Raw genomic sequence first — 16379 nt, forward strand, 5'->3', positions numbered from 1 at the left:
GAGGGAACGATAATGATGGCGGCAGATTTCAATTCAGAACTTCACGCCCGACCATCGATCTATTTTGCGGGTCCCGCTCTCGTCGAGCATATAGCGCTTTCGGGCACGTCGCCCTCGATCTCCGATCTCAGCCATCGCGTCGTCGTTGCCGAAGACGCAATCGAAGGGCCTCGAACACAGGTCGAGTTTCATACCGAATTCGTCACAGTAACCCGGGTTACTCCTCTTGATACCGATCCCTCGACCTGGCCCGCGGGTTCTTTCTTGACCGATGAGGCGGCAGGGCTCGCGGGCCTGTCGGACTGGTCGTTCATTTGCCGATTGGAAATTCTCGTTTGTGGATCGGCGCCGAGCGAACTTGGGCCACTTCTTTCTGCGCTCCGGTTCGGTGATACGGCGGCATCCACGATTGGCGGCGGGGCAGCGCTGGTTTGCTCGGATTTTCGTGTCGGTGACAACGGTACCAGTCGCACGATCCTCTTCAATCACGACCTCAACGCCTATCGGCTCGGCCGCATGGTCCGCAGGATCTATGAAATCGAGACCTATCGTGTCATGGCGCTTTTGGGCTTTCCCGAAGCGCGGCGGCTGGGTCCTGTTCTGGGCGGCTACGACCGAAAACTTGTCGAATTGACCAATCGCCACGTTTCGACCTCGGCAGAAGACCACAAGCGACTGCTCGATGAGATTTCTCAGCTTTCCGCAGAAGTGATCTCAGCAGCTGCCCAAACGCGAAACCGCTTTGGCGCAACTGCCGCATATGCCAAAATCGTCGAGGAGCGCATCGCCGAGCTGCGCGAGACCCATGTCCCCGGTTTTCAGCGTTTTGGCGTGTTCGTCGCGCGCCGTTTCAAACCCGCCGTCAGAAGTTGCGAGGCGACGGCATTGCGCCTTGAACAACTCTCGCATGCGACCATGCATTTGATCGATTTGCTGCAGACCCGTATCCAGGTCGAGATCGAGGTCCAGAACGCTGTTCAGATCCAGGCCATGGCCGATCGCGCCGAAACCCAGGTCAAGATCCAGCGGGCAGTCGAGGGTCTGTCCATCATCGCCATCAGCTATTATCTTTTGAGTTTGATCAAAGTCGCGATCGAGACGGCAGATCACGCCGGCATTCATATCAATCCGATCTATATGCTGATCTCCATTCCCGTGGTGATCGGAGCGGTTGCCCTCGCCATCCTTAGGGTCAGGCACGCGCTGAAGTCCTGAAGCCTTCTCTGTCGCGATTGCCGGCCGAGACACACTTGGTCTGGGGCTCGCGGCGGTCTTTCGGAAGTCACGCTTGTTCGCTTGGCCGTATCTCGCCATTGCGATCGTATCAGCGCGAATGAAATCTAATAGATGTCTCTAATTTTGCGCTGCGATATCTATTCTGGGGCGTTCATTCCGATAAAATCATTAATTTCTCAGAAATAAATCCGGGATCTTCTTCATGATTAAAAGTCATACTGAGCTGGACGGCAAGATCGATGCCAGGAGATACTGATTGTTAATCAAGAATATCTAGCCTCCTCTTGATACAAGCGGCCTGGATCGTTGTTTGCCGCTTGCGGAATGTTATTTCTGTCAGAGGCACGCGGGGGGCGCGCAGCGCGGTCGCAACGCCACCCAATAAGGTGGTGATATGATTTTGAAATCCGCAACTAGCCGCAATATTTTTTCCGTCGCCGCATGCGGCGTCATCGCGACGGTGGCCGCTTCCGCCATCCTGTTTGATTCCGCCTACACGACCGTTCGCCAATCGAGCCTCGATCAGATGCGGCAGATAGCCAGCACCACCGCGGCCGGATCGGAAAAGACCCTTGGGGCGGCGATTGCCGTGGTCAATTCGCTGGAAACTGTCCTTGCGACCATGAAGGATGCGGGCGCGGCCGACCGTGCGACCGCCGACGCAATCCTGAAGAACATGCTCGCCGGCAATCCGACGGCGCTTGGCGTCTGGACGGGCTGGGAGCCGAATGCCTTCGATGGAAAAGACAAGGATTTCGTCGGCAAGGAAGGTCATGATGCGACCGGCCGTTATATTCCCTACTGGGTTCGCAGCGGCGGCCAGATCACCCATGTTCCTCTCGCGGACTATACCGTGTCGGGTGCCGGCGATTATTATCAGCTGCCCTTCACCCAGCAGAAGACGGTCGTCATCGAGCCCTATTCCTATGCCATCGATGGCAAACAGGTGCTGATGACCTCCATTGCCAAGCCGATCATGGTCGGTGGAAAGCCTGTTGGCGTGGCGGGCCTCGATATGGCCCTCGACGATGCGCAGAAAGCCATTTCGGCGATCCATCCCATGGGAACCGGCTTCATGAGCCTCGTCACTGCCGGTGGCGGCATGATCAGCCATCCTGACGCTGCATTGATCGGAAAGAACATAAGGGATGGCGGCGCCGAGACGGCCGGTTGGGATCAGCTGATCGCCAACCCCGGCACGGAACGCGAAATCACCAATCCCGACGGCGCGACCTATTTTGCCGTCGCCGAGCCGGTGAAGCTGACCGATGCCATATCATGGTACGCGATCGTGGCCGTGCCGAAAGCTACTGTCTTCGCACAGGTCAACAGCGTTGTGAGAAACGCCATAGCGGTGACCTCGATCGCGACCGTTCTCCTCGGCCTCGCTGGCTGGCTGATCGCCCGGCGCTTCGTTCGCCGCATCGAGAACGTCATTGGCGAAACCGACCGGATCGCCAACGGCGATTTGAATGTCGCGCTTAAGGATCGCGAGGCTCGCGACGAGATCGGAGATCTTTCGCGCTCTCTGCATATCTTGCTGGAAAACAACCGCGAAAAGGTCCGGCTTGAAACAGAGGCTGACGCCAGCCGCGCTACCCAGGAAGCCGAGCGCGCCGAGCGTGCCCGCATCAACGATGCCCAGGAAGCGGAAGTGAAGTTTGCGGTCGGCGAACTTGCCGCCGGACTCGTACAGCTTTCAGACGGAAACATGACCGTGCGGCTCGACCAGCCGTTCACCTCGGCGCTCGATGAAATTCGCGGCAACTTCAATGCCTCTGTCGAGAAGCTGCAGACGGCGATGATCTCCTTTTCCGAAAACGCCTCGGTGATCCAGTGCGGATCGGAGGAGATCCGCACGGGCGCAGACGATCTGGCGAAGCGAACGGAGCAGCAGGCGGCCTCCGTCGAGGAGACGGCGGCCGCCCTCGAGCAGATTACGACCTCCATCAAGGATTCAACGACGCGCGCCGAAGAGGCCGCAGCCCTGGTCGGCCGCACCAAGGACAACGCCGAGCGGTCCGGCCAGATCGTTCATAGTGCTGTCGAAGCCATGACCGGCATCGAGCAGTCCTCGCAATCCATCTCCAATATTATCGGCGTCATCGACGACATTGCCTTCCAGACCAACCTGCTGGCCTTGAATGCCGGCGTCGAGGCCGCGCGTGCGGGTGAGGCCGGCAAGGGTTTTGCGGTCGTTGCTCAAGAGGTCAGAGAGCTCGCACAGCGTTCCGCCACGGCGGCAAAGGAAATCAAGGCATTGATCCATTCGTCCGGCGATCAGGTCAAGAGAGGGGTCAGCCTTGTCGGCCAGACCGGTGAAGCGCTGCGTGCGATCGTTCAGGAGGTCCAGTCGATCGACAGCAACGTGCAGGCGATCGTGCAATCCGCGAGGGAGCAATCGACCGGGCTGCAGGAGATCAATACGGCCGTTAACCAGATGGATCAGGCCACGCAGAAAAATGCTGCAATGGTCGAGGAATCCAACGCGGCGACCCATACGCTGGCCAGCGAAGTCTCGTCGCTGTCGACACGTCTTGCCCAGTTCAAATTGGACCACGCGGCGGGAAAGGTGGTGTCGCTGACAGCCTCTCCACGAGGAAGAGCAGCAATGCCCGTCAAAGCCGCCGCCGCTTCCGGCAGGGGCTCAGAGCTTTCCGGCCAGAGGGCATTGGGCGAGAAGCTCCGCTCCGCTTTCGGCAAGATGGCGCCGGCAACAAGCCCGGCATGGGAGGATTTCTGATTGGCTCACCTTCTCCGCAAGGGAGTTGTGACGTTGATCGCCTGACGCCGCTTGAGGCCGGGTTGCGGACACTTCGCTTCGGCATCGGCTATTTTGCTGCCCCTTTCATATCGGCCGCCGTCGTGCGCCGTCTGGGCCCCCGCGCCCCGACACTGGGCTTCGTGATACAAGTGCTCGGCTTCGGATCGGCGCGTCACTCGGCGTTGCGATCATCGGCGGCATCTTCTTCAGCGTGCTGGGAGGCGGACAGGAGCCAGAATCCTATTCCAATGCTTTCGCCGCCGCCCTTGGCGGCAACGTCTTCCTGCTGGCGCTCGGGGCGGGCCTGTCGCTCTGGCTGCCCGAGCCCAGGCAGGGCGCTGGCAGAGGCGCGGCTTCAACCGACTGAACTTGACGCCTGATCATAGCTGCCCGGCACGGTATTGATCGACGAGATTTCGGCAGGCGCGGATGGTCAGTGCCATGACCGTCAGCGTGGTGCCGGCAACGCCGCTGCCCGGGAAGGCGGAAGCATCCGTCACGATCAGGTTGGGGACGTCCCAGCTCTGATTATGGGCATTGAGCACGGAGTCCCTGCTTGAAGTCCCCATGCGCGCGCCACCGGTCTCATGGATGGCGGCGCCCATGCACATGGTCTTGCGGAACCACCGCCGGAACATGAAACGGCTGAACGGATCGGCATCGGGAAAGGCGCCACGACCCATCTCCCTGAGCCCTGTCGGCGAACCGATGAATTCCAGTTCGCCGCCGACACCGCGCACCATGTCGATCAGCACCTCTTCCTGCCGGCGCAGCAGCGCCTGTTCTTCCTCGCCCATGACGCAGCGGATATGGGGCACGGGAATGCCCCAGGCATCCCTGCGCCTCGCGTCGAGCGTGATGCGATTGTCGGCATAGGGCAGCATGCGGCCGAAGCCGAAGAAGGCCAGTCGCGCGGGCTCATCATCAGGCGTCGGCGCCCGGCCGATGCTGCCCTGATAGTCGAAATCATCGCGACCGGCATCACCTTCCCCGAAGCGCGGAACGAAGATGCCTCCGGAGGGATTGTAGAAGGGATCTGCCGGGGCCGAGTCGTCGGCTGCCCAGCCCTTGGCCTTTGAAAAGGAGCCGAAGGCGAGGCAAGGCAACTGATCCATGAAAAAGCGACCGAGTGTGCCCGAGCTGTTACCCAATCCCCGCGGATGGCGGTCGCTCGCCGAATTGAGAAGCAGGCGCACACTTTCGATCGGCGAGGCCGAAAGCACGATAAGGGCTGCGCGCACGGTCTCGACCTTGCGGGTGACGCGATCGACGAATTCCGCGCCCGTCGCTTGGGCGCCGGATTGATCGGTCGTGATGCGGCGCACGATGGCGTCATGACGGACGGTCAGCCGTCCGGTCGCCAATGCCTCGCGCAGCGGCTTCGGCGTGCGCTCGGCATCGGGCGCGATATAGCGCCAGGAAACCACATGCCGCTTCGGCCAGCGTCCTTCGACTTCCGTTTTGAAGGTCTGTTCGGCGGGGGTCAGCTTTGCCGGATGAGCGTAGACGCCGTCGGGCAGGGTCTCGACGCCGTCGGGATTGCCATAAAGCCCGAGGCTGGATTCGACCTCGGCGTAGTAGGGCGCCAGTTCGTCGTAGGAAACCGGCCAGTCCACGCCCTTGCCGGTCTTCGAGCGGATCTTGAAATCATCGTCGGTCCAGCGCAGCAGCACGCGGCCAAAACTGTGCAGGCGGCCGCCGCCCTGCCGTCCCCGTATCCACAGAAACGGTGCGCCCTTCGGCGTCGTATAGGGGTTCTTGCGATCGTTGACAAAGAAATGGCTGAAGCGCTCGGTAAAGAAGGCCGCGCGCGCCTGGATCGGTTGACCTTTCAGCGTCGCGCGCGCGCGCTCCCAGATGTTAATGCTGCTGGCGGGCGCCTTCTTGCGGTTCGGATCGAAATCCTTCGGCGTCACCGCGGGGCCGGCTTCCAGCAGCAGGACCGAAAGCCCTTGGGCGGTCAATTCCTTGGCGGCAAAGGAGCCGGCGGCGCCGGAGCCAATCACCAGCGCGTCATAGACAGTCTGAGACATGCGTAATTTCCGTATGATGTGAAGGCGGTCTTAAAGGCGGGCGCCATCGGCGCCGAAGATGGAGGCCTTGGCGATGTCGAGGCCGGGTGTGATCGCGGTGCCTGGCTGCAGGGCGGCATCACCCATGATGCGATAGGAGAGGCTTTGACCGGCCCAGTCGAACCACAGCACGGTGTCTGCGCCCATCGGCTCGACAACCGAGACGGTGCCGGGAATGGTAGGCCAGCCCGCAGCGGCGCCATCCGGCGCGATATGTTCCGGCCGGATGCCGAGCGTAGCCGGGCCTGCCCAGACGGAGGCCAGAAAAGGATAGTTGGTCAGATCGATGGTCAACCCGTTGCTTTCGAAGACCGGCGTGCCTGCCTCCACAACAATATCGCCCTTGATGAAGTTCATCGCCGGCGCGCCGATGAAGCCGGCGACAAAAAGATTGGTCGGGCGGTGATAGATCTCAGATGGGCTGGCAAGCTGCTGGATCACGCCATCCTTCATGATGGCAATACGGTCGGCCAACGTGAGCGCTTCCACCTGATCGTGCGTCACATAGATCATCGTGTTGCCGAGGCTCTGGTGCAGCTTCTTGATCTCGACTCGCAATTCGTTGCGCAACTTGGCGTCGAGATTGGAGAGCGGTTCATCGAACAGGAAGACATTCACTTCGCGCACCAGGGCGCGGCCGATCGCGACGCGCTGGCGCTGTCCGCCTGAGAGTTCCGAGGGGCGGCGGTCGAGCAGTTTGTCGAGATGGAGAAGCGAAGCGGTGCGGGCGATGCGCGCTTCGATCTCGGCCTTGGGAAGGCCCGCCACACGCAGGCCGAAGGACAGGTTCTTGCGCACCGACATGCGAGGGTAGAGCGCATAGGATTGGAACACCATGCCGATGCCGCGATCCTTCGGCTCGGCCCAGGTGACGTTCTTGTCCGATATCCAGATCTCGCCGTCCGTGATGTCCTGCAGACCGGCAATGGAGTTGAGCAGGGTCGATTTTCCGCAGCCGGAGGGTCCGAGCAGCACCAGAAATTCGCGTGGAGCGATGTCGATCGACATCTTCTCGATGACGGTATGGTCGCCATAGGCGATCTTGAGATCCTTGACTGACACGGCAGGCTGCATGGCGTTACCCCTTCACGGCCCCGGCGGCGACACCACGCAGGAACCAGCGGCCGGAGAAGAAATAGATGGCGAGTGGAACGACGGCGGTGAGGATGGTCGCAGCCATGTTCACATTGTAGGCGCGCTCGCCCATGGTGGTGTTGACGATATTGTTGAGCTGCACCGTCATCGGCAGATTGTCCCGCCCGGCAAAGACCAGGCCGATCAGGAAATCGTTCCAGATGCCGGTGAACTGGAAGATGGAAGCGACCACGACCATCGGCACGGACATCGGCAGCATGATCTCGAAGAAGATCCGCCAGAAGCCGGCGCCATCGACGCGGGCGGCCTTGCAGAGCTCTTCGGGAATGGCGACGAAGTAATTACGAAACAGCAGCGTCACCAGCGGCAGGCCGAAAATGACGTGGACCAGGACGACGCCGGCGACCGAATTATAGAGGCTCAGATTGGCGAGCAGCCGCACCAGCGGATAGAGGAAGATCTGGTAGGGGATGAGCCCACCGGCCATCAGCAGGCCGAACAGGAGGTTTGACCCCCTCGGCCGCCAGAAGGACAGGGCATAGCCGTTGATCGCGCCGATGAAGACGGAGATCGCCACGGCCGGCACGGTGATCTTCACCGAGTTCCAGAAGCCGATGCGCACGCCCAGGCATTGCGTGCCCATGCAAGCGCCCGACCACGCCGTTTTCCAGGCGTCGAAATCGACGGTATCGGGCAGGGCGAAGATGCGGCCCTGGCGGATCTCTTCCATCGACTTCAACGAGGTGACGAGCATCGTGTAGAGCGGCAGCAAGAAAAAGAGCGCCGCAAGGATCAGGAAGGCGTAGAGCCCGATCTGACCGGCCGACAGCCGCGAAGGCTTCGGGCCGCGGGGATGAATAGCTGCCATCAGTGTGCTCCCCTTCTTCTGGTGCGCATGTAAAGCGCATAGCGAAACGGTGCGACGGCCATGACGACGGAGAGGACGAGCACGGTGGCGCCGGCACTGGCAAGGCCCAGGTTCTGGCGCTCGAAAAGATTGTCCATGATGAACTTTGCCGGCACTTCGGTCGAATAACCTGGCCCGCCGCCCGTCTGCGCGACGATGAGATCATAGGTCTTGATCACGCCCATGGAGAGCAACATGCCCGAAGCGGCAAGTGCCGGCCCGAGTTGCGGCAGGATGATCGAGAGATAGATGCGCCAGACCGGAATGCCGTCGATCTGAGCTGCCTTCCATTGTTCTTCGCCGATCCCGCGCATGCCGGAAAGCGCGATGACCATGACAAGGCCGGCTCCCTGCCAGACCCCGGCAAAAACGACCGTATAGATCGCCATGTCGCGATTGACGATCCAGTCGAAGACGAAGCTCTGCCAGCCGAGCGCGCGGACTGTCGCCTGAATGCCGAAGGTCGGGTTCAGCATCCATTGCCAGATGAGGCCGGTAACCACGAAGGACATGGCATAGGGATAGAGGAAGATGGTGCGGAACACGGCTTCGAAGCGAACCTTGCGATCAAGCGCTGCGGCCAGCACGAAGCCGAGCACCAGGCAACCGCCGACATAGAGCACGCCGAATATCAGTACGTTTTCAAGCGATGCGAGCCATCTCGACGTCCGGAACAGCTTTATATATTGGGCAAAGCCGACATAGTTGGACGATGGAAAGATCGTCGAATCCGTAAACGACAGGCGCACCGACCAGACCATCGTGCCGATATAGATGAAGATCGCGGCAATCCACGTCGGCAGAAGGGCATAGGTCGCAGCAACGGGACGTCTGCGCTTGGCTTGCATCAGCAAACCCTTTCAAAAGAAGTGAGCAGAGCCGATCGGCGAGGCGTCTCGACGATCGGCTCGTTATGAAGCCTATTCGAAGATCGCGAAGAACTTTTCCGCACCGGCGGCGCTGTTCTCGGACGAATTGGTCCAGAACTCGTCAACGAAGTCGTTGAGGGCGCCTGCCTGCTGCGGCGAGAGGATCAGGGCCTGGTCCGGCACGATCTTGCCGGCGCTCATCAGCTCCAGCCCCTTTTGCGCGCATATGTCGAGTTTCGATCTGTCGACGTCGGTGCGCATCGGCACCGAGCCTTTCTTCAGCGAAAATTCGACCTGCACGGCCGGGTTCATGGCGACCTCGGCGAGCAGCGCCTGGCCCTTTTGCGAGGCTGCGTCGGCGATCTTCGGGAAGGAGAAGGAATCGGCGACATAGACCATGCCCGGCGATTGCGGGGCGAGCATGCAGCCGTAGTCCTTGCCCAGGGTCTTGCCGGCGGCAACGAATTCGCCCTTGGCCCAATCGCCCATGAACTGCACGCCGGCCTTGCCGGTGATGACCATGGCGGTCGCGTCGTTCCAGTTGCGCCCGGCCGCACCCTCATCGACATAAGCGCGCAGCTTGCCGAGAATATCGAGCGTCTTCTTCACGCCTTCGACGGACGCGTCGCTCTTGTCCTTGTCGGCATAGATCTTCAGGAAGCCGTCGATGCCGACCTGGGTCAGCAGGATCATGTTGAAGACCTTGGATTCCTGCCAGGATTGGCCGCCCCAGGCGACCGGCTGAATACCGGCGGCCTTCAGTTTGTCGAGCGCTGAGAAGAACTCGTCCCAACTCTTTGGTTCCTCGGCCACGCCGGCTTTAGTGAAGGCATCCTTGGAATAGAATACCCAGCTCTCGCCGTGGGCGCCGGTCGGAGAGAGATAGACCTTGCCGTTATAGGAGATGAGATCAAAGATCGATTTTGGCAGGACCTCCGCCCATTTGCCGGCTGTCGCCACATCATCGATCGGCGTCAAAAGCCCCTGATTGACGAAATCGGTATTGGCAAGGCCGAGTACAGCCTGCTTGGCCGTCGGCGGGTCGCCCGCGACCAGACGGTTCTGGAAGGCGGCATCGGCTGCGCCGAAACCGGCAATGGAAGAGTCCTTCCAGACGCCGCCGCGTTTTTCGAACTCCTGTTTGATGACGCCGAGGGCGGCGGCCTCGCTGCCGGAGGTCCACGACGTCATCACCTCGGCCTGCGGCTTGTCTTCGGCATGGGCGGGAATGGAGGCCGCAACGAGGGCGGCTCCCATCAATAGCAGTTTCATTCTGTTCTTCATCGTTCCACCTTCTCAAAAAGGCCCTCTTGGCGGGGCCATTCGTTTTCAGATTGTTGTATCAGCGATAGATCGGCAGAAGCGCCTGCCGCACAAGCGTCAGCCCGTTTGCGATGTCACCAATCGGATCGGGAGCGGCATCGAGTTCAAGGATAGCCCAGCCTTGATAGCCGCGGTCGCGCAGCAGCCTCGCCCAACCCGGCCAATCGACGCGGCCAAGGCCGAAGCCGCAGAAATAGGGGCGATGGCGGTCGTGGATATGCTCGTCGATCACAGTGTCGGCCGGCATTGGGCCGAGCGCATCCTTCCAATGCGCGATGATGACGCGCTCGTGGTGACGGTCGACGAGCTGCAGCGGATCGGAGCCGGCAACGATGATATGCGCCGTGTCCGGGCACATATGCACATAGGCGGGATCGGTCAGCAGCATCAGCAGATCGACATCGTGCGCGGCCGCGAAGATCGAATGCGCCTCGGTGTGGAGGGCGAGCCGCACGCCCCTGGCGTAAAGGGTGGCGCCGAGGCGATTGAGGAAATCGGCAATCTTGCGCGCCTGTTCGAAATCGAAGAACCGCGTCGGCTGGGCGCCGAGCGTCTGGCGAAGCGGTGCGCCGATGACCATGATGTCGCTGCCGCACGCCTTGAGGAAATCGGCGTATTTCTCGGCCTTGTCGATGATGGCGGCTTGTGCGGATGCCTCGGTGAAATCGCCGGCAGCTTCGAGTTCCGCGAAAAAGCCGCTCGCCAGCGTCAGACCACGCCTTGAAAGCTCTGCGGCGAAGTTCTCGACCGAACCATAGGTCTTCGTCGCATCCTGCCAATTGAAGGGGGAGAAGGTCAGCTCTACGCCGGTGACGCCGGAAGCTTGCACGGCATCGAGCATCTTGTCCCAGAAGGCGCGCGGTTCGCTGCGGGACAGGGCGACGATGCCGTCATAATCCGCCACACCCCAAAATCCGGGGTGGAAAAAGGTGACGAGATCGACACCAAAGCGCAGCCGTTCCGTTGAGGTCATAGGTCTATCCGTTCCTGAGGCATGGAGGGTTGCTCGCGGAACGATGTTCCACGCCAAATAATCCACAATGATTTCAATGCACTGCAATTGGCAAACGTTTGCCGTGCCCAGATAGTAGACAAGTCGTTTTTATATGCAAGCGATTTTTGGCAATCGTTTGCTAAGCGCCTGGGATTGCCGTAGCATCCCGCGCAGCAGGCATTGGGAAGGACGCTAAAAAGTGAAGATTAACAAGGATGTGCCGGCAGAGGAGCATTCCGGCCCTCTGATGGCCGACGTTGCCCGACTTGCAGGAGTTGCGATCTCGACAGTGAGCCGGGCGCTCGCCAATCCGGGCCGCGTCAACGAGAAGACGCGCGCCAAGATAGACGCCGCCGCCAAGCAGCTCGGCTATACGCCCAATGCCATGGCAAGGGGGCTTCGCGTCGGCAAGTCCAATGTCGTCATGATTATCCTGCCGGGCTCGCTCTATTACGGTGTCTCACAGGTCATCCCGCTGGTCCTGCAGGGAATAAACCGGTCGCTAAGGCAGAACGGCTATCATCTGACGATTGCCAACCTCGATCGCGACGAGGCCTCCGAGCGCCACATTCTCGATCTGGCCTTCGGCGGCACGGTGCGCGGAGCCATCATTCTCTCCTCGGATCTACCAGTCGATGGCGGCCGCTCGCTCAAGGATTCGGCCCTGCCGATCGTGTCGCTGCTATTCGACATGAGCCATGCGGCCCTGCCAAGCGTCGTGACCAATGACCGGCAAGCCGTTCGCGATGCCACGGCCGAGCTGGTTGCTCTCGGCCATCGGCGTTTCCTTTATCTCGCTGGCCCGCAGGGCAATTATCACGACAACGAACGCTATCTGGGCGCCGTTGAAGCGCTCGCCGCAGCGGGAATTCCCGAGGCGGCGATCGTCAGGTCCGGCGGCGGTCTGGACTATCAGCACGGTTTCCAGATCGGCGCCGCTGCCGCCACGGAATTTGCCAATCTCGCCCCAAAGCCGACGGCCGTCATTGCCACCAGTGATGATATGGCGATTTCCTTCATGAGCCATGTTCAACGGATGGGCTGGAAAATTCCGGCAGATCTGTCGATCGTATCCTTCGATGGCGCTCCCGTGTGCGAATATTCGACGCCACCGCTGTCGACCATCGAGCAGCCGGTCGAGGAAATGGGGCAGATGGCCGTGAGCTTGCTGATGGAACGGATCGATGCGCCGGAAAGGACGGCGGCCGTGCGCCATGTCATCGCAAGCAGGCTCATTCGGCGCGAAAGCTTCGGTCCGGCGCCGGTTTGACGGCGATGGCGCTCTCGAAACATAGGTAGGGTCGTATTTATCGGAGCCTTTATCGGCAAGGAGGGCCAATTGGATGCGATTTCCGAGTTCGTACTGTTTCGGACCATTGTCGAGGAGGGAGGAATTTCCGCGGCCGCACGGCGGCTGGAATCATCGCCGGCGGCGCTGGAAACAAAACTCGGCGTTCGCCTGGCCGGTTGAGCGATGATTCACCGGTGAAAGCCGACCAGATTGCCCAAGTGCAGTATGCCGATTTGAGGGCAGGGGATCACGTGCCCGTTGCAAACCGGTATTTGATATGCCGCAGTATCATCGGAGGTCGGTGCAGGCGGCTTATCTGTTGGTGCCAGCGCCATCGGATGGTCGACATCCGATGGCACATCCATGTGCAGATATCTCTATTTCGTATCCGATGATTCTTCGGTTTCCACATAGCCGTAGACTTCCGGCAATATGAACTTGGCGGCAAGGAAGCCGATCAAAGACAGGATCGCGACAAAGAACGTGGCACCGGCCTTGCCGAACTGTTCGCTCAGAATTGGGAACACAAACGCACCAAAGAAAGATGCCGCCTTGACAAACATGTAACCAAATCCGGAAGCCGTTGCCTTGAAGCGGCTTGGCGCGACCATGGACGATATGGTCATGCCATTGGATGCATCCCAATAGTGGCCCCACATCAGAATGCAGGCGCCGACGACAATAAGGATCTTCCAATCATATTGTATGGCGAAGCCGCCGAGAATGAGGCCTGTGAAAGCCAGGCCGAACCCCCACATGGCAACACCCCGATGGCCGATTTTGGGGAGCATGAGCGGTGCCACATAGCCGGAAACCGTCGCCAGGCAGAAGATCAGCGCTGTGACGATATTCGTGCCGGTGATATTGCCGTCGCTCGCAACGCCGACGCCGCTAAGTACCAGGATAACCGGAAGATAGAAGCCCCAGGCGGTGAATTCGGCGCCCTGGCAAGCATTGGAAATCCAGGAAAAGATCGTCGCACGCTTCTTGATCGGATCGGCCCAGATGACCTTGAGGAAATCACCGAGCTTGGGTTTGGGCAGTTTCACATCCTCATTCGGAAGCATGTCGAGCGGATCGTCGAACAGTCGCTTGGAGACCTGCTTGGCCTTCACGAACTGACCGCGCTGCAACAGCGAGAGGGGCGTTTCCGGCAGGTCAAGGCGCCAGATCAGCAGGATCACGGCCGGAACCGCGCCGAGCGCCAAAGCGATGCGCCACAGCAGCGAATGGTCCATGCCGGCGACGTACATCAGCGTGATCACGATAATCGATATGACCTCTCCGGCACCGAACATGAACTGCCAGCGGCTGCCCATCTGCTCGCGCTTGCCCTTGGACATCGATTCCATGATGTAGGCATAACCGTTGGAAATGTCGCTGCCGAGCGGGATGCCGATCAGGAAGCGGATGAGGATCAGCTCCCAGATATCGCGTACGAAAGCCTGAGCGATCGCCAGGACGATGAACAGGACCATCGTGCCGATAAAGACTTTCTTGCGTCCGAAATAGTCGGCAAGAATTCCGCCGAGCAGCGCTCCTATCAGAGCACCGCCTTGAACCGCAGCGGCGGCAAGGCCAAGCTGTGCCGCCGTCGGATTGAAATCCGCCTTGATGAAGATCAGCACGAATGCGATGGCATAGAGATCCCAGGCCTCGATGAGGATCGTTGCAATCATCATCCAGCCGCCTTGCGTGCTGGAGATCGTATTGGGCTTGTTCAACAGGACGCGTGTCGCGTCATCCGACAATTTCCGTATCGTTGCCGGATCATGGGTATCAGTTGCCATTCATTCCTCCTCCACATTACCAATCATTGCGCCGTAATTACCTATCGCGCGAAGCTGAGCTGCACCTTCATTTGAGTGGTCCGGTCGCGGACGATGTCGAATGCGTCCCGGATGTGCTCCATGGGGATCGTCGACGTGATGATCGGCCGCACGTCTATGCGTCGCTCCGCTATCATCCGGGCCGCGAGGCCGTATTCGCTGTGAAAGCGATGGGTGCCGACGAGCCTGATTTCCTTGCCGACCAAGGCATTGAACGGAATATGCGCGCCATTGCTGACGCCGACGGCAACGATGGTGCCGCGGGGCTTGGTGATCGGGAACAGGCTGCCTAGCGCGATGCCCGAACCAGTGCATTCAAAGCCGATATCGAAATATCCCTTGTCTTCGGAATAGCTGGCGAGACGGTCCGCGTCGCTACCGTTGATGGTCAGATCGGCTCCCATCTTCCGGGCAGCCTTCAGCGGCGCCTCCGCCAGGTCGACGGCCACGACCTCGTGCGCACCGGCCATGCGTGCCGCACCGATCAGGAGCGCCCCGATCGGACCGGCGCCCATGACCACGACGCTCTTGCCAAGGAGGCTGCCGGCGTTGTTGATCGCATGAAGACCGACGGCGAGCGGCTCGCTGCAGGCAGCTTCGTCTAGGCCCGCTTCGCCGACCGGCTCGCATTGAAAATCCTCGACGATGATCAGATCGCGAAAACCGCCATCGCAGTGCGGCTTGCGCATTGCGCTTCCAAAGAATTGCATTTCCAGGCAATGCTGTTGCTGCCCGGCCTGGCAGAAGCGGCAATGACCGCAGGGACGGCTCGGGCACAGCGCCACCCGATCCCCCGGCTTCATCCTCCCGACGCTTGCGCCGACCGCTTCAACGGTGCCGGCGACCTCGTGGCCGAGAATGATCGGCTCGGTCACACGGATCGTACCGATGCCACCATCCCAGAAGTAATGGATATCCGAACCGCATATTCCTCCGGTGCCGACGCGCACCAGGACTTGCGCGTCGCCGACTGTACCAATCTCGCGCTCTTCGATGCGTATGTCGCCTTGAGCGTGAAGCACGCAGGCCCTCGTCTTCATGGGCTTTCTCCTGTGTTTCCTGAGGGACTGCATCCGCTGCTACATGGCGGTTGATCCCATCCATTCCACTGCCGGCTTAGGGGCACGACGGCAGTGACAAAATGTGACCGAGATCATCAAGCCAACGGCAGAGGCTTCTGCACCATGAGCGCCTTCCCTTCGGCGCGCTGGATTGCAGGCCGTCTATGTCGATGGCGTGAAGAAATCGGGGTGCTGCTTCTCGACCGACGGCAGATCTTCCAGGATGAGCTGCAGATGCTGTCTCATCTCTCGCTCAGCCTCGTCTGGCGCGGCGTGCTCGATGCCATCGACGATGGCAGCGTGTTGCCGCACGAGCCTTTGCTGCGGGAAGGTTTTCAAAGTCAGGTGGCGCACACGGTCCATCTGCAGCTTGACGTCCTCGATGACCTTCCAGCCATAGGATCGGCCGGCCGCATCAGCCAGGGTCCAATGAAACTGCTCATCCAGCTTCATGAAATCATCCGGTCTGTCGATCGAAACTGCCGCCTGCTCCTTCAACTGCTGCCGCAGGCGTTTTATCAGGGCGGTGTCGCCCTTGGCCGCAAGCTCGCGCACGATGCTGGTCTCGATTGCCTCGCGGACGAAACGCGCATCGATGACTTGGGCTATGCTGATCTTGCGGACAAACGTGCCGCGCTGTGGCCTGACTTCGAGCAGGCCATCCTCGGCGAGTTTGATGAAGGCCTCGCGCACCGGTTGACGGCTGGTGGCAAATCGCCCGGCAATATCCACTTCCGACATCGCGGTGCCGGGACTGAATTCACCCCTGACAATGAAGCGGCGGAGCACCTTGTATATTTGCGGCCCGACGGGTGCCGTCGGCTCCAGCGCCCATGCGGTGGGCTGGGTTTCTTCGATGCTTTGCGCCGATGTTCGGCTTGGGGGTAGAGCCATCGTCATGACTCACCTATATAGTGGACTACCATACTAGTCAATCA

Annotated in this window: 14 protein-coding genes; 5 read left to right on the forward strand and 9 right to left on the reverse strand. The window is 60.4% G+C overall.

Annotated elements, in window-relative coordinates; translation table 11 throughout:
- Positions 1-15: 15 nt before the first annotated feature.
- The 3 genes from ACIQWP_RS21270 to ACIQWP_RS21280 all read left to right on the forward strand — a co-directional run bounded on the left by ACIQWP_RS21270 (position 16) and on the right by ACIQWP_RS21280 (position 4367).
- Positions 16-1215: a DUF3422 domain-containing protein gene (locus tag ACIQWP_RS21270; protein WP_402791696.1), complete on the forward strand. Its 1200-nt coding sequence runs from the start codon at positions 16-18 to the stop codon at positions 1213-1215.
- Between the two features lie 415 nt (positions 1216-1630).
- On the forward strand, positions 1631-3979 hold the full coding sequence (locus ACIQWP_RS21275) for a methyl-accepting chemotaxis protein (RefSeq protein WP_402791699.1): 2349 nt from the start codon (positions 1631-1633) through the stop codon (positions 3977-3979).
- A gap of 232 nt (positions 3980-4211) precedes the next feature.
- Positions 4212-4367: a hypothetical protein gene (locus tag ACIQWP_RS21280; RefSeq protein ID WP_402791702.1), complete on the forward strand. Its 156-nt coding sequence runs from the start codon at positions 4212-4214 to the stop codon at positions 4365-4367.
- Between the two features lie 13 nt (positions 4368-4380).
- Here the strand turns inward: ACIQWP_RS21280 and ACIQWP_RS21285 are convergent, their stop codons facing one another.
- The 6 genes from ACIQWP_RS21285 to ACIQWP_RS21310 all read right to left on the reverse strand — a co-directional run bounded on the left by ACIQWP_RS21285 (position 4381) and on the right by ACIQWP_RS21310 (position 11239).
- The gene (locus ACIQWP_RS21285) at positions 4381-6033 is read right to left on the reverse strand and encodes a GMC oxidoreductase (protein ID WP_402791705.1); all 1653 of its coding nucleotides are present in this window, start codon (positions 6031-6033) and stop codon (positions 4381-4383) included.
- 30 nt (positions 6034-6063) lie between these two features.
- Positions 6064-7146: an ABC transporter ATP-binding protein gene (locus tag ACIQWP_RS21290; protein WP_402791708.1), complete on the reverse strand. Its 1083-nt coding sequence runs from the start codon at positions 7144-7146 to the stop codon at positions 6064-6066.
- Between the two features lie 4 nt (positions 7147-7150).
- Positions 7151-8035: a carbohydrate ABC transporter permease gene (locus ACIQWP_RS21295; protein WP_402791711.1), complete on the reverse strand. Its 885-nt coding sequence runs from the start codon at positions 8033-8035 to the stop codon at positions 7151-7153.
- Positions 8035-8922, reverse strand: coding sequence for a carbohydrate ABC transporter permease (locus tag ACIQWP_RS21300; protein ID WP_402791714.1), 888 nt, complete (start codon positions 8920-8922; stop codon positions 8035-8037). The genes ACIQWP_RS21295 and ACIQWP_RS21300 overlap by 1 nt, the downstream gene beginning before the upstream one ends.
- A gap of 72 nt (positions 8923-8994) precedes the next feature.
- Positions 8995-10227 (reverse strand): ABC transporter substrate-binding protein, encoded by a 1233-nt coding sequence (locus tag ACIQWP_RS21305; protein WP_402791717.1) that lies wholly within the window; start codon positions 10225-10227, stop codon positions 8995-8997.
- 58 nt (positions 10228-10285) lie between these two features.
- Positions 10286-11239, reverse strand: a complete 954-nt coding sequence (locus ACIQWP_RS21310; RefSeq protein WP_402791720.1) for a sugar phosphate isomerase/epimerase family protein — start codon at positions 11237-11239, stop codon at positions 10286-10288.
- 220 nt (positions 11240-11459) lie between these two features.
- On the opposite strand from ACIQWP_RS21310, the gene ACIQWP_RS21315 reads away from it, so the two are divergent.
- Both ACIQWP_RS21315 and ACIQWP_RS21320 read left to right on the forward strand, forming a co-directional pair.
- Positions 11460-12530, forward strand: coding sequence for a LacI family DNA-binding transcriptional regulator (locus ACIQWP_RS21315; RefSeq protein ID WP_402791723.1), 1071 nt, complete (start codon positions 11460-11462; stop codon positions 12528-12530).
- A 69-nt stretch (positions 12531-12599) separates the two neighbouring features.
- The gene (locus ACIQWP_RS21320; RefSeq protein WP_402791726.1) at positions 12600-12731 is read left to right on the forward strand and encodes a LysR family transcriptional regulator; all 132 of its coding nucleotides are present in this window, start codon (positions 12600-12602) and stop codon (positions 12729-12731) included.
- 197 nt (positions 12732-12928) lie between these two features.
- Here the strand turns inward: ACIQWP_RS21320 and ACIQWP_RS21325 are convergent, their stop codons facing one another.
- The 3 genes from ACIQWP_RS21325 to ACIQWP_RS21335 all read right to left on the reverse strand — a co-directional run bounded on the left by ACIQWP_RS21325 (position 12929) and on the right by ACIQWP_RS21335 (position 16335).
- Positions 12929-14341, reverse strand: coding sequence for an MFS transporter (locus tag ACIQWP_RS21325; protein ID WP_402791729.1), 1413 nt, complete (start codon positions 14339-14341; stop codon positions 12929-12931).
- A gap of 41 nt (positions 14342-14382) precedes the next feature.
- Complete coding sequence (locus ACIQWP_RS21330; RefSeq protein WP_402791732.1) at positions 14383-15420, reverse strand: L-idonate 5-dehydrogenase; 1038 nt, start codon at positions 15418-15420, stop codon at positions 14383-14385.
- Between the two features lie 183 nt (positions 15421-15603).
- Complete coding sequence (locus ACIQWP_RS21335; protein ID WP_402791735.1) at positions 15604-16335, reverse strand: GntR family transcriptional regulator; 732 nt, start codon at positions 16333-16335, stop codon at positions 15604-15606.
- Between the last annotated feature and the right edge of the window lie 44 nt (positions 16336-16379).

The sequence above is a fragment of the Rhizobium sp. NPDC090279 genome, assembly GCF_044769665.1.
Classification (GTDB): domain Bacteria; phylum Pseudomonadota; class Alphaproteobacteria; order Rhizobiales; family Rhizobiaceae; genus Rhizobium.